The sequence below is a fragment of the Flavobacterium sp. GCM10023249 genome, from assembly GCF_042653365.1.
Taxonomy (GTDB): Bacteria; Bacteroidota; Bacteroidia; order Flavobacteriales; family Flavobacteriaceae; genus Flavobacterium.
Genome location: NZ_JBHSHZ010000006.1, coordinates 181959 through 198779, shown reverse-complemented (window position 1 = coordinate 198779; position 16821 = coordinate 181959). Strand labels below are relative to the sequence as shown.

Sequence of the window (16821 nt, the reverse complement as noted above, 5' to 3'; positions counted from 1 at the left end):
GGAAGACACTTAAACTTTCATGATTTCAGCTTCTTTGATAGCTAAATGCTCGTCAATTTTTTTGATGAAAGCATCAGTTAACTTTTGAACGTTCTCTTCAGCAGTTTTACAAATATCTTCTGAAGTGCCGTCTTTTTCTAACTTTTTAATATCTGTATTGGCATCTTTACGAGCATTACGGATACCGATTTTAGCATCTTCTGCTTCTGATTTTGCTTGTTTAACTAAGTCTTTACGGCGCTCTTCTGTTAATGGTGGTACAGATATAATAATGTTGTCACCATTGTTCATTGGGTTGAAGCCAATGTTTGCAATCATGATCGCTTTTTCGATAGGTTGTAGCATGTTTTTTTCCCAAGGTGTTACCGTGATGGTTCTAGCATCGGGAATGTTAATGTTTGCTACTTGTGATAAAGGTGTTTGAGATCCGTAATAATCTACAAAAACACCACCTAACATCTGTGGTGACGCCTTTCCTGCGCGAATGTTTAAAAATTCTTTTTCTAAATGGGCAATTGAACCTTCCATAGATTCCTTTGTGCTGTCCAGTATAAAATTAATTTCTTCAGTCATTTTTTATAAGTTTATTGTTTCTGGTTTATTGTTTTTAGTTAATTCCTAACGAAGAACTATAAACTATAAACATTAAATATTAACTACTGTTCCTATGTTTTCGCCTTTGCAAATTTTAAGCAAATTGCCTTCTTTGTTCATGTCGAAAACCACGATTGGCAATTTGTTTTCTTGGCTTAATGTGAATGCTGTCGTATCCATTACGTTTAAGCCTTTTTTTAATACATCTTCGAATGAAATATAATCAAATTTTACGGCATCCGCATTTTTTTCAGGATCTGCATTGTAAACACCGTCAACACGTGTGCCTTTTAAAATAACATCTGCATCTACTTCGATACCTCTCAAAACAGCAGCGGTATCTGTAGTGAAGTAAGGATTTCCGGTTCCTGCACCAAAGATAACAATTCTACCTTTTTCCAAATGGCGAACTGCTCGGCGTTTGATGTAAGGTTCAGCAATAGCTTCAATTTTTAAAGCGGTTTGCAAACGTGTAAGCATTCCTTTTTCTTCCAATGCGCCTTGTAACGCCATTCCGTTGATTACAGTTGCAAGCATTCCCATATAATCACCTTGCACTCTGTCCATTCCGTTACTAGCTCCGGCTACACCTCTAAAGATGTTTCCGCCTCCAATTACAATGGCAATTTCAACGCCTAAATCATGAATTTGTTTGATTTCGTCAGCATATTCGCCTAATCTTTTAGGATCAATTCCATATTGACGTTCACCCATAAGTGCTTCGCCACTTAGTTTCAAAAGTATTCTTTTGTATTTCATGATTGTTTATTTTGCCTTGCAAATATAGAGATAATCTGTGATTTTAGAAATACTGTTTTTAGGTACTTTTTTCTTCAGAATGTAAATATTTTTCAATTAGAAAATGTCCTAAATATATCATTGGTGTCAATGCGATGGCTATAATTAATTTGAATGTATATCCAGAGAATGACATGTTGATATAGTCTTTTGTTGTGACTTTTCCCGTAAGCCAAAATGCAATTCCAGATACGATGAAGCTATCTATTAGTTGTGAAACAATAGTTGAGCCGGTACTTCGTAACCAGATCATTTTTTTTCCGGTTTTATTTCTGAGCATCCAAAAAACAGAAACGTCAATCAATTGCGAAACCAAAAACGCGATAATACTTGCAATCATAATGAACAAACCCTGTCCGAACACGGCATAAAATTGGGAATCGTTCACTGTTTGGCCTGTTTCAAATGCTGGGATTTTAGTTCCAATGAATAAAAGTAGGATGCAGTAGGCAATTAGTCCAGCTGTGATAAAGGATAATTTTTTTACGCCATCTTTTCCGAAGTGTTCGTTGATTAAATCGGTAGTGAGAAAAACTACAGGCCAAGGTAGAATGCCTATGCTCATTAAAAAAGGGCCAATTTGTATTAGTTTGCCACCAATTAATTCAGCAACTATTGCATTAGTTATGAAGATACCTGCTAATATGATGAATACAATATCTTTTTTAGTCTTGAACATGATTTATGTTTTCTCAAAGATATAAGTTTTGCATAAATAAAAAAACCTCAGTCAATAACTGAGGTTTTTTGTATTTGATTTAAGATATTAATTATCCTAAAGTAACTCTTTTGAAACCTGTAATTTCAACATTGAATTCTTTAACGTAATCACTTACTTTTTTACTGTCATCTTTGATGAAGTTTTGATCTAATAAAGCTTTCTCTTGATCTAAAGTAGTATTGTCAGAGATAAAACGTTGAATTTTTCCAGGAATAATTTTATCCCAAATTTGTTCTGGTTTGCCTTCAGCTTTTAATTCAGCTTTAGCATCTTCTTCAGCTTGTTTTAAAACTTCTTCAGTTAATTGAGAGTAAGAAATGTATTTAGGAACATTTTTCAATGTTTTGCCTAAACGTTGTGCTTCTTCATTTTCTTTTTCAATTACAGCAATACGAGCAGCAAGTTCTGAATCAACAAAAGCAGGATCAAAATCTTTGTAAGATAAAGTATCAGCTCCCATAGAAGCAACTTGCATAGAGATGTCTTTAGTTAAAACATCAGCATTGGCAATTGGAGAAGAAATAGCTGTTAAAGCAGCAATTTTGTTTACGTGAACATAAGATCCAACGAAAGCACCTTCCAAAATTTCAAAACCACCGATTTCGATTTTTTCACCGATAACACCAGTTTGCTCGATTAGTTTTTCAGCAACAGTAATTCCGTTGAAATCAGATGCTAAAAATTCTTCTTTAGAAGAAAAGTTGATAGCTCTTTCAACTAAATCTTTAGCTAAAGCTACGAAAGCTTCATTCTTTCCTACGAAGTCAGTCTCACAGTTTAAAGTGATGATAGCTCCTTTAGTATTGTCTGCATTGATAAAAGAAACAGCAGCACCTTCAGAAGACTCACGATCAGAACGGTTAGCAGCCACTTTTTGTCCTTTTTCTCTTAGAACTTGAATTGCTTTGTCGAAATCTCCATCAGCTTCAACTAAAGCTTTTTTACAGTCCATCATTCCGGCACCTGTAGTTTGTCTTAATTTATTTACGTCTGCAGCAGTAATTGTTGCCATAGTGTTTTAAATTTTTAAGTTTTTTTAAAAGTAAAAAATTCCAATCTTCAAATTCCAAATTCCAATTTTAATAAATCGTCAAATTTGACAATTCGTTGGAACTTGGAATTGAGATTGGAATCTATTTTATTTATTCTTCTGAAGCTGCAGTTGGAGTTTCAACTTTTGCTTCTTCAGTAGCTTCTACTTCTTTATCTGAAGTTCTGTTTGATAAACCTTCAGTAATAGCAGCAGTAACTAATGATAATACTTTGTCAATTGATTTTGAAGCATCATCGTTCGCAGGGATTACATAGTCAACTTGACGTGGGTCAGAGTTTGTATCTACCATTGCGAAAACAGGAATGTTTAATTTTTGAGCTTCTTTTACTGCGATGTGTTCAGCTTTGATATCTACTACAAATAATGCAGCAGGTAATCTTGACATATCAGCGATAGAACCTAAGTTCTTCTCTAATTTTGCACGTAGACGCTCAATTTGTAATTTCTCTTTTTTAGAAAGAGTATCAAATGTACCGTCTTTCTTCATTCTGTCGATAGAAGCCATTTTTTTAACAGCTTTACGAATAGTAACGAAGTTGGTTAACATACCACCTGGCCATCTTTCAGTGATGTAAGGCATGTTTGCAGCCGCTGCTTTTTCAGCAACGATGTCTTTAGCTTGTTTTTTGGTAGCTACGAAAAGTACTTTTCTACCAGATGCAGCGATTTTTTTCAAAGCTTCGTTAGCTTCTTCAATTTTAGCTGCAGTTTTATATAGATTGATAATGTGGATACCATTACGCTCCATATAGATGTAAGGAGCCATGTTTGGGTCCCATTTTCTAGTCATGTGTCCGAAATGAACACCTGCTTCTAGTAAGTCTTTAACTTCTACTTTATTTGCCATTTTGTAATAGTTTACGTTCTGTTGAATTAGCAATGGTTGAGTAGCGATTGTCTCGGTCTGAACCATTTAGATGCTAAACTAGTCTCCGGCCTCAGCGCGGAAAAGCAACAATAACTTAGTTTTAATAAATAATAATAAATATTAACGTTTAGAGAATTGGAATCTCTTACGAGCTTTCTTCTGACCGAATTTCTTACGCTCAACCATACGAGGGTCACGTGTTAATAATCCTTCTGGTTTTAAGATTGCTCTGTTTCCTTCTCCAACTTCGCACATTGCTCTTGCAATAGCCATACGTACAGCTTCTGCTTGACCAGTTGTACCACCTCCATAAACATTGATTTTTACATCATAGTTAGAAGCGTTTTCAGTCATAGCAAGAGGTTGCATTACTTTGTACTGTAAAGTTGCAGTAGGGAAGTAAGCATTAAATGCTTTTTTGTTTACAGTGATGTTTCCTGTACCTTCTGATACGTAAACACGTGCCACGGCACATTTTCTTCTACCGATTTTGTGAATAACTGCCATTACTTAAGATCGTTTAAATTAACGGTTTTAGGTGTTTGAGCAGCATGTTTGTGCTCTGGACCTACATTTACATTCAAATTACGGAATAATTGAGCACCTAATTTGTTTTTAGGTAACATTCCTTTTACAGCTTTTTCTACTAATAATGCAGGGTTTTTTTGTTGCATTACTTTAGCTGTTAAAAATCTTTGACCTCCTGGGTAACCTGTGTGACGAACGTAAGTTTTGTCATCTAATTTGTTTCCAGTTAGGTTGATTTTCTCTGCGTTGATAACAATTACGTTATCTCCACAGTCCACGTGCGGTGTATAACTTGGTTTGTACTTACCTCTTAAAAGCATCGCAACTTTTGAAGCAAGACGACCTAAGTTATGACCTTCAGCATCAACAACGATCCACTGTTTATCTGCAGTAGCTTTGTTTGCCGAAATTGTCTTGTAGCTTAATGTGTTCACAATAATTACTTTTTAATTAAACATTCCATTCCCAATTAAGGGAGTGCAAAAGTACAATTATTTATTTATAAAGCAAATAGCATTTTAAAAATTCTTTCTTCCTTGCTTTTCAATCGGTTAGGTGTTTTGGATTATTTTGAATAAACTGCCTTGCTTTTCAATAGGTTTTATTAATGAGGCAATAATGATTAATTTGTTACTTTTACAACATATATAAGTAGTCTATGAAGCCAAAAGCGACATTAAAAGAAATAGCGAAAGACTTAGGAGTTTCAGTATCAACAGTGTCAAAGGCATTGAGTGATAGTCCGGAAATTAGCGAAGCTTCAAAAATACGCATCAAAGAATATGCGGCCATCCGTAATTACAAACCGAACAGCATGGCACAAAACTTAAAAAGACAGCGTACCAATACAATAGGTGTAATTATCCCGAATATTTTGAATCCTTTTTTTGCGAAGGTTTTTAGTGGTATTGAAAAGTATGCCAATACTAAAGGGTATAATGTGATTACTTATATATCGAATGAATCTTTTGCCAAAGAGCAACAGGCAATTGATTTGTTGAGTAACGGTACGGTGGATGGTTTTATCTTGTCGATTGCCGAAGAAACTCAAAAGAAAAATGAGATTTCCCATTTCAAGGAAGTGATTAAAGAAGGTGTGCCTATTGTGATGTTTGACCGTATCTCGGATATAGTGGATTGTGACAAAGTGGTGGTGGACGATTATGATTCGGCGGTACATGCCACACAGCATTTGATTACCACCGGTTGCCGACGTATTGCTTTATTAACTTGTGAAGCCAATCTGAGTGTATCGCAATTGCGTATCAATGGTTATTTGGATACGTTAAAAGCAAATGATATTGCCAGAGATGAAGATTTAATCATAGCGGTAAATTCTGTAAAAGAATACGATGAAAAGCTGGCTAACTTAATTGATACTATTAAAGTGGACGGCATCTTTGCGTTGGATGAACATGCTTCGACTTTAGCCATGAAATTGGCCGTGAAGAAAGGAATCAAAATACCGGATGAATTATCAATGGTTGGTTTTGCCGATGGTGCATGGTCGAGAAGGTTAACACCAAGTTTAGCGACTATCAGTCAGCACGGACCACAGATTGGTGCCGAAGCCGCGAAGCTACTCATTGACCGTATTGAGAAAAAGGCGGCGAAAAATGTTTATAAAACGACTATAATAAAAACTGAATTGCGTTACCGTGATTCGGTTAGGAAGCCTGTTTAATTTTCTAAATCCTTTTCTATGCGAGTCCTTTTCTTTTTGTGTGCTGTTTTTGGATTGATTTCCTGTGGGAAGAAGGTAGGTGAGTCAAGTGATAAGCCTTATGTCATTTCAGAAGAAAGAAGAAAGTATGAAATGCAGGATGAGTTATATGAGAAAGGAGAGATTGATAAAATTGTTCTGATGAATTTACCAAAGTATTTTTATGGGAGCGAAAATTTTATTTTAGATGATAGTTCGAATGTTTTTTATTATCATTTCCAGCCGAAAATATATGAAAGTTGTATTCCATTTGAGGATGATGATATACCTTATTTTCAGGGGTTGGAACCGGATTTGTTAATTCAATTACCTAAAGAAAGCTTAGCCGCGTTCGTTAAGTTGAATTTTAGAAGAGGTATTAAGAATAAAGTTAAAATTGCTTCCCAAAAGGATACATTGAATTCAAAGGCATATTTTAAAATAAGACATGCTCTGGATAAATATCTTAGTTTTAGGCCAGATAATGACATCTATCTTGTTTATCCAACAACTCAAGAAGAAGATTCTGTGTTGTATTACAAAAAACACCAAAAAGTATATAATCCTGATTCTATAAAGTGGGATAAAAAAAGGATTAGGTTTTTTACTAAAGTTAAAATTGAGGAATAATCAGAGTTGTTGTTGAGATAAACTTATTTGGTCTTTGCTTTTGACCATAACGAGTAAATGATATTGCTTGCAAAAAGAGTGATGCTAAATCCAAAAAGGATAATGTATAAAAGTAGGTCGTATCTTATGAAGTAGCAGCTAAGAAGTGAGGCAATGCTTAGGATAGTGAAATACACATTTGTTTTTAATTTGAAAATGAAAGTGGTGATGTGCAGAGAAACATAGAACAATCCTAAGGGTAAAATAAAAAATATTGAATTATTGATGTCAGAGGCCCATCCTACCGTTTTGTTGATTTTTATTTCACCAATGTACCATAAACCAGCTACAAGCAATAGAAAAAAAACTATAGTTTGGATAAGTGAGAATTTTAAAAATAAAACAAGATACTTCATATTTGTTGATTTACTCGTTGCTCCAATTAGTGCAGAAAATAGTCATTCCTTGACAATTATTGATTCCCATAATGATCCCATGATTAAATAAGCTATGAGCGTACTTCATGGTTTCCAATTCGTCTTTAGGAAAGATCTTTCCATTCTTTTGTCTATGGAATTTCTTTGCAATTTTTACTATGTCCTTTTCGATTGTGAACATTTTTAATTCATCCTGAGTATACTGATAAGCTGAAATTCTTTCAATAGTTTTTGGATTTGAAAACTCAAAATACCTGTCTTTTTTGTTTAATGCAAAATCAAAAGCTGTTTGCATTTGCTCTACTGTGTAATCGTTGAGATTTAGCTCTTCCATGATTGCGTAAATCAAATCAGGTGATTCCAAGCAAACTTCCTTTGTAGTGTTTTGATTGAGGTCTTTGTAAGTGATCACTAAAAATGAAGGTGCAGTAGAATCAGAAGTTTTTAGTGCTTTCTTGTAGTTTTCATACAAGTCGGTATTTCCAATGGTTTGCCCAAAGGTAATCATTGGAAATACTACTGTTAATATGAAAAGGAAATGCTTCATGTGTTAGAATCAATGTGCTTCAAGCCAATCTCTTCCCAGTCCAACTTCCACTTCTAACGGTACAGCCATTTTGAAGGCGTTTTCCATTTCGTGTTTGATCATGGGTTGGATTTTCTCCAGTTCGGAATTGTGAACATCAAACACCAATTCATCATGTACCTGTAGCAACATCTTTGACTGCCAGTTTTCTTCTTTCAGTTTTTTATGGATGTTAATCATAGCGATTTTGATGATATCGGCGGCACTTCCCTGAATAGGAGCATTCACGGCATTACGTTCAGCGCCACCACGGACAATGGCATTGGCGGAATTGATATCTTTCAAATAACGTCTTCTTCCGGAAATGGTTTCCACATAACCGTTCTCTCTGGCGAAATCCACTTGGTTGGCCATGTAGGATTTTAGCTTCGGATAGGTTTTGTAATAGGCATCGATCAAGTCGGCGCTTTCTTTGCGGGATAAATTCGTTTGGTTGGATAATCCGAAAGCGGAAACCCCGTATATGATTCCGAAGTTTACAGTTTTGGCATTGCTACGTTGTTCTTTGGTAACTTCTTCCAAAGCTACGTTGAACACTTTGGCAGCTGTACTGCGGTGAATATCTTCGTTATTTTGGAAAGCTGCAATCATGTTCTCTTCTCCAGAAAGTGCCGCAATAATGCGCAATTCAATTTGCGAGTAATCGGCAGAAAGCAGGGTGTAGTTTTCATCTCGGGCGATAAAAGCCTTTCTGATTTGACGACCTCTTTCGGTACGGATTGGAATATTCTGTAAGTTCGGGTTGTTGGAACTCAAACGACCTGTAGCGGCAACCGTTTGCATATAGTCGGTGTGTACGCGTTGGGTTTTTTTATCTACCTGTGTTGGTAAGGCATCTACATATGTACTTTTTAATTTTACCAGTTGACGCCACTCCAGGATATCACGAACAATTTCATGGTCATTGGCTAGATAGGATAGTATCTCTTCACCAGTGGCATATTGACCTGTTTTGGTTTTCTTTTGTTTGGCACCACCAATTTTTAATTTGTCAAATAGAATATCACCCAATTGTTTTGGAGAAGCCAGGTTGAATTTCTCCCCAGCTGTTTCGTATATTTTCTCTTCAAAAATGGCAATTTCTTTTTCCATGTCAATCGCCATGTTTTTTAGGAAGTTTTCGTCTAGGTTGATTCCTTCGCGTTCCATGTCGGCCAAAACCTTTACCAACGGAATTTCAATTTCGTCGAATAATTTTTTAGTACCTACTTTTTCAAGGATAGGCTGGAAATGTTCTTTCAGTTGTAAAGTCACATCGGCATCTTCGGTAGCGTATTCTTTGATGTCTTCTAAAGCGACATCACGCATGGATAATTGGTTCTTTCCTTTCTTGCCAATTAATGTTTCGATAGACTTGGGTGCGTATTTCAGATAGGTTTCCGATAGTACATCCATGTTGTGACGCATATCCGGATTGATCAGGTAATGCGCAATCATGGTATCGAATAGATTTCCTTTGACTTCAATGCCGTAATTCGCTAAAACCTTCAAGTCGTATTTCATGTTTTGACCGATTTTTTCTATGGCTTCGTTTTCGAAGAACGGTCGGAACTTTTCAACTAAAGCTTTTGCTTCTTCTTGGTTTTCGGGACAAGGTACATAGAAACCTTTTCCTTTTTCGTAAGAGAAAGACATACCAACCAATTCGGCATTTAAGGCGTCAATTCCTGTAGTTTCAGTATCAAAACATACAGAAGGTTGATTCGTTAAGTTTTGAATTAATAATTTGATAGGTAAATCACCTTGAACGATTTGGTACAAATGCGGCGTATTCTCTAAAGTAGCATAAGCAGAGTGGGAAACAGGAGCGTCGGAGTCTTCATCTGAAAAACCGAACAAGTCGAATTGGTTTTCGTTTTTAGGAGCTGTTTTTTTAGCGGGTTTAGAAGAGTCTCCATTGCCGTTGGTGTCAATTTCGTCGTATTCTTTACCGGAGCCAAATAATTTATCGAACTGTGCTTTGAGTTGACGGAATTCCAGTTCTTGAAAGATAGCATCTGTTTTTTCAACATCCGGTTTGGATAATTCATAGTCTTCAGCATCAAAAGTAACCGGGCAATCCAGTAGGATGGTGGCTAATTTCTTAGATAAAATACCTTGTTCTTTGTTGGCTTCAATTTTATCTTTGATCGCACCTTTCAATTGGTGTGTGTTGGCTAATAAGTTTTCTATAGAACCGTATTCGGCGATAAATTTTTTAGCTGTTTTTTCTCCAACACCAGGTAATCCAGGAATGTTGTCTACGGCATCGCCCATCATTGCCAAGAAATCGATTACTTGTAACGGATCTTGGACTTCAAACTTTGCTTTTACTTCTTCTACACCCCAGATTTCAATATCGTTCCCTAAACGGGCTGGGCGGTACATGAAGATGTTTTCGGAAACCAATTGGCCGAAATCCTTATCGGGAGTTACCATGAACACCTGATAGCCTTCTTTTTCTGCTTGTTTGGATAATGTTCCGATTAAGTCATCGGCTTCGAAGCCAGCTTTTTCGATAATAGGAATATGCATGGCTCTAAGCAATTCCTGAATATAGGGAACGGCAATTTTGATGGCTTCGGGAGTTTCATCTCGGTTGGCTTTGTATTCGGTATACATTTCAAGTCGGTAATCGCTTCCACCTTTGTCAAATGCTACCGCTAGGTGATTGGGTTTTTCTCTTCGGATTATATCAATTAGAGAGTTCATGAAACCCAGGATAGCCGAGGTGTCCATTCCTTTGGAATTGATACGAGGGTTTTTAATAAAAGCGTAATAACCTCTGAAGATTAAGGCGTATGCATCGAGTAAGAATAGGCGTTTTTGATCTGACATGATTGTTATTTTGTAAGCATTCAAAAGTACAAAACTTTTATTAAGTTGGATAGGGTTTGCCGTTTGTAGTTTATGGTTACTTGTTTGTCCTGTTTGAATGTTGATTGTTTGAAAGTTATTCGGTAAAGAAGCTCAACTTAGGGAAGATTAAAAATCAAATGGTCTAACCTTTGAGCAACACTTTGCAGTACTACTACAGCGCTAGATCTATCTGTTTTTTAAAAAAAGTAGAGCAGTTTGGTAGTGGTTGTGTGTAGGATGTGTCAAGAATGGTGTTGTGGTTTTCCATTGTTTTGTTTTTCAATAGTTAAATTTTGATTAACAAAGACCTATTGTGTTGACTTTCTTCGTTATTTTGTCTAAATTTTTCTAAAATGTCTAAATTCATCTATATAGTATTATTATTGTTGGTTGAGGTGTATGCCTACAATGCGTTTAAGGCATTGTTTAATAACAAAGGGTTGTTGGTTGGTTATTTTGCGACTTCGGCTTTGTTTTTTTTAGTGATTGTTACCGGGCGATTTTTTCCCACACTACGGGAATTGTCAAATGTATTTCAGCTGTTTTATGTAATTGGGACAGTATTGATTGTGGTAAAAATCTATTTTATTATAGAATATTCTTCTTTTTTAATATTCAAGACTGTTTTTCAGAATAAGTTATTGATTTATGCCTATTGGATTGTTTCCATAGTCAGTTTTGTATTGATAGTATATGGACTGGCTAAATTTGACAGAAGTGTTGGACAAACGAGAAGTTCTTTGTTTACTTTAGGTTTACTCTTGTTGTTTCTTCTGCCGAAATTGGTTATCGTTTCGACCTTGTTTATTGAAGATGTCTTCCGATTGTTTTTTGGAGTAGTGCAGTTTTTTTCCAAAAACAATCAAACGGCTACTGAATTTTTGCCTTCGCGCAGAAAATTTGTGAGTCAGATTGCATTGGGTTTGGCTTCGGTGCCTTTTTTGTCTTTGATTTATGGAGTGACCGTTGGAAGATACAATTACAAAGTAATCAAGCAGAATTTGTTCTTTCCTGATTTACCCGATGCTTTTGATGGTTTTACGATTACGCATATTTCCGACATTCATTCGGGTAGTTTTGACAATGCCGAAAAAATCAATTATGCAATTGATTTGATCAACGAGCAACAGTCAGATGTGCTTTTGTTTACGGGAGATATTGTAAATGCAAAAGCAGAAGAAATGCATCCGTGGATTACTACTTTTAATCGTTTGGAACAGCCTAAGTTCGGGAAGTATTCTATTTTAGGGAATCATGATTACGGTGCGTATTTGGATTGGAAATCGGAAGAGGAAAAAGCAAAGAATTTTGAGGAGATTAAAGATTTGCATCGTCAGATTGACTTTAAGCTACTGCTGAATGAGCATATTAAGTTGACGAAAGACGATCAGGAGATTGCTATTGTTGGTGTGGAAAATTGGGGAAAGCATTTTGGATCTATGGGTGATGTGGTCAAGGCTTCCGAAGGCTTATCTAAATCTGATTTTAAAGTGTTGATGAGTCATGATCCGAGTCACTGGGAAGAAATTGTAAAACATGACGATAAGCATTATCAGTTAACATTAAGCGGTCATACTCATGGGATGCAATTTGGGATAGAGATACCGGGTTTTTTCAAATGGAGTTTAGCCCAATACATGTACAAACAATGGGCAGGATGTTATGAATATTTGGGTAGATATGTGTATGTGAACAGAGGTTTTGGCTATCATGCTTATCCTGGGCGCGTTGGTATTATGCCGGAAATTACGGTTATTAGGTTAAAAAAAGGTCAAAATACAGTGTAATTTAGTAAAAACACTATATTTGTATAACAAAGTTTAATTAAAATAATAAACTTATGTCAAAATTTGGAGAGCTTATTAACGCCCATGTTCCTGTTTTAATCGATTTTTATACCGATTGGAACGAATCGTCACAATCCATGCATCCTGTTATCAAAGATGTGGCAGCGGCGTTAGGAGATAAAGCTAAAGTCATTAAAATTGATGTGGATAAAAATCAAGAATTGGCGGAAGCACTTCGTATTAAAGGATTGCCTACGTTGATGATTTATAAAGAAGGTCAGATGAAATGGCGTCAATCTGGTGAATTGGATGCGAACACCTTAATCACTTTGGTTCAAGATCAACTTTAATCCGATCCAATCAATTCAAACACATATCCTTTTTCTTTTAAAAAACGAATAGCTTTGGGTAGGGCATACTCAAGGTTGTTTCTTGCTTTTATGCTATCGTGGAAAACAATTATACTTCCGGGTTCCACTTTTTGAATGGCATTTTCTAAACATTTTTCTGGTGTGATTGTGGTATCGAAATCTGCAGTTAGAACGTCCCACATGATAATTTTATAACCTAATTTTCGCAGTTTTCCAGATTGCTTTGTGGTTATCTTGCCGTAAGGAGGACGGAATAATTTGGTTGTTGTTTTGGTGTTTTCAAATGTTTCAATCGCTTCTTTGCATTGCTCGATATTTTGTAAATAGTCAGAGGTTTTGGTTTTCCAGCCGTTTTGGTGATTGAACGTATGATTACCGATGGTGTGGCCTTGCTGTTGTATTTTTTGAAAAAGGTTAGGGTATAGCTCGATGTTTTTGCCTATGCAGAAAAAAGTAGCTTTGATGTTCTCTTTTTTTAATAAATCCAAAACCCATTCTGTGACCCCCGGTGTTGGTCCGTCATCAAATGTCAGGTAGATTTTATTGTGGATGTTTGGAATAGACCACGTTTGATTATGAAATAACCATTTTACTATTCCGGGGGTTTTTATCCAGTAAAACATAATGTAAAAATAAAGCTTTCGAAAGAACTTCCGAAAGCTTTATAGTGAAATTTATGGATTGTTTTATTCTAATTCAACACCGTAACGCTCAAATCGTTGCGCAAAACTGTTGAATGTTGGTTTTAACTCATTGTAGAAAGCCTGGTCTTTATTTTCCTTGGCAATTTCTAATAGGCCGCGGTATCTTTCGATGTCTGTAACGATATCTACAGCGAAATCATTTTGTTCTGAAGGATTTAGAGCGGTGAAATATTTTAGTTCATCCTGATATTTTGCTACCAAGTCTTTCAAAACTTTACGTGCTTTTTCTTTTCTGTTCAGTTTGTAATAATTGTCGGCCAACGGATCTACCAAGCTATAGAATTCGTAATAATCGAGAGGTAGTTTAGCAATGGCTAAGTCTACCACTTTCTCTGCTTTTTCTGTTTTGCCTTCTGCAATAAGTGCGTTTGCTAAACGGGTAAAGTTAGTTCTGTATGAAATGCTGTTTTTTCTAGTTTCAGGATCGTGATAGATATCGGTTCTTTCTCCGTTACCCCATGTCCATTTCATTACATTTTTGTACATTACATCCGTATCGATTCTTCCCATTTCAAAGCTGTAAGCGTCTTTATCCAGTGGCGTTTTTACTGGGATCAATCTATAGATGATACCGTCCAATTGTAAGAAGTCTTTCATCCAGATATAATCGTCATCGCCGAAAGCGCCTGGTGAGAAATAGATAGGTCTTTTCCAGTTGTTATTTCTAACGATATCCAACATCATTAATCGGTTTTTGTAAATCGCATCACCTTTGATGTCTAAGTCAATGTACGGAACGATTGAATCGCTTAAAGTTGGGTTGACCACTTTGTTTGCCAATACTGCTTTTTTATCAACAGGAATGCGGATTTTATTTGTTGGATAGAATTGAATTTTATGTCCGTTACGCATTTCTACCAATGTTCTTGGGTCGTCGCTGGAAATGAAATTAAAAAAGGCATTCACGTCCATTCGCTCATCGGTTGCTTTGTCAAAAATCAAATAGTCGCGTTTTTCACCCACGTAGTCTTTGTGTTCGAAAGAAATCGGTACCGGATCTGAATCATAGGCTTTACGTTTCATAGCGTCAATATACCAGTCGGTCATTAATAAACTGGTGTTTACAATGCGGACGTCGGTTCTGTAGCCTTCTATTTCCTGTAAGTACCACAATGGGAAAGTGTCGTTGTCTCCAATGGTAAATAAAATGGCATTAGGTGCACATGAATCTAAATACGCTTTTGCTGATGAGGTTGCTGTGTATTTGTTAGAACGATCGTGATCGTCCCAGTTTTGAGATGCCATTAAAACCGGCGCTGCCAAGAAGCAAACACCAATAGCAAGTGGCCCAGCAATATTTGGTGTGATGTATTTTTTGATGGTATCATAAATGGCATAGACACCGATTCCGATCCAAATTGCGAAAACATAAAATGAGCCGACCAAAGCATAATCACGCTCGCGTGGTTCGAAAGGTCTTTCGTTCAGGTATATTTTTAATGCTAAACCCGTAAATAAGAATAAAGCCAAAAGAACATAGAAGCTTTTTAAATCTTTTTTAGCATGGAAGAAGAAACCGATTAAGCCTAGGATGAAAGGCAAAAAGAAGTAAGTGTTTCTTCCTTTGTTGTTCTTCCAGTCGGCTGGTAGGTTGTCTTGAGAACCTAAGCGAATCGAATCGATCGCGTTGATTCCGCTAATCCAGTTACCGTCTTTAAGGTCGTATTCTCCTTGTTTGTCGTTTTGTCTTCCGGTAAAATTCCACATCAAGTATCTCCAGTACATGTATCCGAATTGGTATTCGAACATGAATTGTAAGTTGTCCCAAGTGGATGGTTTTTCCACGATTAGGTATTGGCCGTAAGATCGTAGGAACTTGTCGTAATCTTCAATATCTAATTTACCTGAAGCGTATGCAGCTCTGAATTCAGAAACAATTTGTGTCATTTGTTCCATTTCACTTTCGTCTTCAAAAGCTTGGTGATTGATGGTAAATTCTAAAGGCTTGGTGAAGCGCATATAATTTACATTGTGTTCACTGCTCCATAAACGAGGCAAGAATGCTTTGTGGTTATCGTCAGTATTTTGTTTTCCGTTTTTGAAATTATTAACGATTACATATTTTCCTGTAGCTTCATCACGTTCGTAGTTGGGTTTCTCATCGCTATAAGGATTGTTTTCGTCCAAACCGGCATACGTATCTGAAAACTGTGGTCCGTAGAATAGTTTTTGCTCACCGTATTGTTCACGGTTATAATAGGCTAATACTTCACGCGCATCTGAAGGTTTATTTTCGTTGATAGGAGTTTGGGCATTGGCACGAATTGGTAACATTAACCAAGTTGAGAATCCAATTAATATGAATAAAACAGACAATAGCAATGTATTGAAGAAAACTTTTCCTTTTTCGTGTGTGTATTTCAATCCGAAATAGAAGAAAGCAACCAATACAATGGTAACGAAAATAGTTCCGGAGTTAAAAGGGAGTCCAAGGCTGTTTACCATGAAGACTTCCGTAGCTCCGAAAAATGTCATGATCCAAGGTAGTAATAGTTTGAAGATGAACATCAAAACAGAAACTACCACCACATTGGCTATAATAAAGTTTTTTACGGTGATTTTTTTGTAGTGTTTGAAATAATATAAAAATCCGATAGATGGAATGGTTAGTAAAGCCATAAAGTGAACTCCAAAAGAAAGTCCTACTACCAATGCAATAACTAAAAGCCATTTATTGCCTCTTGGTGAGTCCATTTCCTGTTCCCAGCGTAATCCAAGCCAAAATAAAAGAGCGATTAAGAAGGTTGCCATAGCGTATACTTCGGCTTCTACTGCATTAAACCAAAAGCTGTCCGAAAATGTGAAAGCCATAACGCCAACAAAAGCACTTCCTAAAATGGCAATTGAATTATTTTTGTTTAAATCGGTGTAAGGGGTAATTATTTTTCTAATAATAATGGTGGATGACCAGAACATAAACAAGATGGTAAAGGCGCTTGAAAATACCGACATCATATTAACCATCAAAGCGACGTTTTCTTTTCCTATGGCAAACATAGAGAAGAAGGCACCTATCATTTGGAATAGTGGTGCTCCTGGTGGGTGACCTACTTCAAGGTTGGCAGCTGTAGCAATATATTCGCCACAATCCCAAAAACTCATGGTAGGTTCAACGGTTAAAGAGTAAACTAAAAGAGAAATAAAGAAGGAAATCCACCCGAGAATGGTGTTCCACTTGTTGAAATTGAATGACATATGATCCTGTATCGGTTTGTAATTTGCTA

15 protein-coding genes are annotated in these 16821 nt (G+C 36.3%); 4 read left to right on the top strand and 11 right to left on the bottom strand.

The window, feature by feature from the left end; translation table 11 throughout:
- Window positions 1-9: 9 nt before the first annotated feature.
- The 7 genes from frr to rplM all read right to left on the bottom strand — a co-directional run bounded on the left by frr (window position 10) and on the right by rplM (window position 4997).
- Window positions 10-573, bottom strand: a complete 564-nt coding sequence (gene frr / locus ACFO7M_RS02475; RefSeq protein ID WP_379718493.1) for a ribosome recycling factor — start codon at window positions 571-573, stop codon at window positions 10-12.
- A 72-nt stretch (window positions 574-645) separates the two neighbouring features.
- Window positions 646-1353, bottom strand: coding sequence for a UMP kinase (gene pyrH / locus ACFO7M_RS02470; RefSeq protein ID WP_379718496.1), 708 nt, complete (start codon window positions 1351-1353; stop codon window positions 646-648).
- A gap of 58 nt (window positions 1354-1411) precedes the next feature.
- Window positions 1412-2071 carry a queuosine precursor transporter gene (locus ACFO7M_RS02465; RefSeq protein ID WP_379733849.1) on the bottom strand — a complete coding sequence of 220 codons (660 nt, stop codon included), beginning with the start codon at window positions 2069-2071 and terminating at the stop codon, window positions 1412-1414.
- A 91-nt stretch (window positions 2072-2162) separates the two neighbouring features.
- A complete protein-coding gene (tsf, locus tag ACFO7M_RS02460) occupies window positions 2163-3125 on the bottom strand; it encodes a translation elongation factor Ts (protein ID WP_379718502.1) in 963 nt (320 codons plus the stop codon).
- 130 nt (window positions 3126-3255) lie between these two features.
- A complete protein-coding gene (gene rpsB / locus ACFO7M_RS02455) occupies window positions 3256-4014 on the bottom strand; it encodes a 30S ribosomal protein S2 (RefSeq protein ID WP_379718505.1) in 759 nt (252 codons plus the stop codon).
- Between the two features lie 141 nt (window positions 4015-4155).
- Entirely contained in the window at window positions 4156-4542 is a 387-nt protein-coding gene (gene rpsI, locus ACFO7M_RS02450) for a 30S ribosomal protein S9 (protein WP_379718508.1), read from the bottom strand.
- Window positions 4542-4997: a 50S ribosomal protein L13 gene (gene rplM, locus ACFO7M_RS02445; protein WP_136667823.1), complete on the bottom strand. Its 456-nt coding sequence runs from the start codon at window positions 4995-4997 to the stop codon at window positions 4542-4544. The genes rpsI and rplM overlap by 1 nt, the downstream gene beginning before the upstream one ends.
- A gap of 224 nt (window positions 4998-5221) precedes the next feature.
- On the opposite strand from rplM, the gene ACFO7M_RS02440 reads away from it, so the two are divergent.
- Both ACFO7M_RS02440 and ACFO7M_RS02435 read left to right on the top strand, forming a co-directional pair.
- A complete protein-coding gene (locus ACFO7M_RS02440) occupies window positions 5222-6247 on the top strand; it encodes a LacI family DNA-binding transcriptional regulator (RefSeq protein ID WP_379733847.1) in 1026 nt (341 codons plus the stop codon).
- 18 nt (window positions 6248-6265) lie between these two features.
- A complete protein-coding gene (locus ACFO7M_RS02435; protein ID WP_379733845.1) occupies window positions 6266-6895 on the top strand; it encodes a hypothetical protein in 630 nt (209 codons plus the stop codon).
- Between the two features lie 405 nt (window positions 6896-7300).
- Here the strand turns inward: ACFO7M_RS02435 and ACFO7M_RS02430 are convergent, their stop codons facing one another.
- Window positions 7301-7858 carry a hypothetical protein gene (locus tag ACFO7M_RS02430; protein ID WP_379733843.1) on the bottom strand — a complete coding sequence of 186 codons (558 nt, stop codon included), beginning with the start codon at window positions 7856-7858 and terminating at the stop codon, window positions 7301-7303.
- Window positions 7859-7867: 9 nt separating this feature from the next.
- Window positions 7868-10714 carry a DNA polymerase I gene (gene polA / locus ACFO7M_RS02425; RefSeq protein ID WP_379718519.1) on the bottom strand — a complete coding sequence of 949 codons (2847 nt, stop codon included), beginning with the start codon at window positions 10712-10714 and terminating at the stop codon, window positions 7868-7870.
- Window positions 10715-11088: 374 nt separating this feature from the next.
- Here polA and ACFO7M_RS02420 point away from each other — a divergent pair, with 374 nt between their 5' ends.
- Window positions 11089-12522: a metallophosphoesterase gene (locus ACFO7M_RS02420; RefSeq protein ID WP_379733841.1), complete on the top strand. Its 1434-nt coding sequence runs from the start codon at window positions 11089-11091 to the stop codon at window positions 12520-12522.
- 53 nt (window positions 12523-12575) lie between these two features.
- Window positions 12576-12872, top strand: a complete 297-nt coding sequence (locus ACFO7M_RS02415; protein ID WP_379718525.1) for a thioredoxin family protein — start codon at window positions 12576-12578, stop codon at window positions 12870-12872.
- Here the strand turns inward: ACFO7M_RS02415 and ACFO7M_RS02410 are convergent.
- Window positions 12869-13519, bottom strand: a complete 651-nt coding sequence (locus tag ACFO7M_RS02410; protein ID WP_379734495.1) for a polysaccharide deacetylase family protein — start codon at window positions 13517-13519, stop codon at window positions 12869-12871. The genes ACFO7M_RS02415 and ACFO7M_RS02410 overlap by 4 nt on opposite strands.
- A 60-nt stretch (window positions 13520-13579) precedes the next feature.
- Complete coding sequence (locus ACFO7M_RS02405) at window positions 13580-16792, bottom strand: protein O-mannosyl-transferase family (protein ID WP_379733839.1); 3213 nt, start codon at window positions 16790-16792, stop codon at window positions 13580-13582.
- Between the last annotated feature and the right edge of the window lie 29 nt (window positions 16793-16821).

Coding starts and splice junctions, on each gene's coding strand:
- tsf (WP_379718502.1), bottom strand. CDS start 3,125: ATGGCAACAATTACTGCTGCAGACGTAAATAAATTAAGACAAACTACA.
- ACFO7M_RS02415 (WP_379718525.1), top strand. CDS start 12,576: ATGTCAAAATTTGGAGAGCTTATTAACGCCCATGTTCCTGTTTTAATC.
- rpsI (WP_379718508.1), bottom strand. CDS start 4,542: ATGGCAGTTATTCACAAAATCGGTAGAAGAAAATGTGCCGTGGCACGT.
- ACFO7M_RS02430 (WP_379733843.1), bottom strand. CDS start 7,858: ATGAAGCATTTCCTTTTCATATTAACAGTAGTATTTCCAATGATTACC.
- ACFO7M_RS02420 (WP_379733841.1), top strand. CDS start 11,089: ATGTCTAAATTCATCTATATAGTATTATTATTGTTGGTTGAGGTGTAT.
- rpsB (WP_379718505.1), bottom strand. CDS start 4,014: ATGGCAAATAAAGTAGAAGTTAAAGACTTACTAGAAGCAGGTGTTCAT.
- polA (WP_379718519.1), bottom strand. CDS start 10,714: ATGTCAGATCAAAAACGCCTATTCTTACTCGATGCATACGCCTTAATC.
- frr (WP_379718493.1), bottom strand. CDS start 573: ATGACTGAAGAAATTAATTTTATACTGGACAGCACAAAGGAATCTATG.
- ACFO7M_RS02440 (WP_379733847.1), top strand. CDS start 5,222: ATGAAGCCAAAAGCGACATTAAAAGAAATAGCGAAAGACTTAGGAGTT.
- ACFO7M_RS02405 (WP_379733839.1), bottom strand. CDS start 16,792: ATGTCATTCAATTTCAACAAGTGGAACACCATTCTCGGGTGGATTTCC.
- ACFO7M_RS02435 (WP_379733845.1), top strand. CDS start 6,266: ATGCGAGTCCTTTTCTTTTTGTGTGCTGTTTTTGGATTGATTTCCTGT.
- ACFO7M_RS02465 (WP_379733849.1), bottom strand. CDS start 2,071: ATGTTCAAGACTAAAAAAGATATTGTATTCATCATATTAGCAGGTATC.
- pyrH (WP_379718496.1), bottom strand. CDS start 1,353: ATGAAATACAAAAGAATACTTTTGAAACTAAGTGGCGAAGCACTTATG.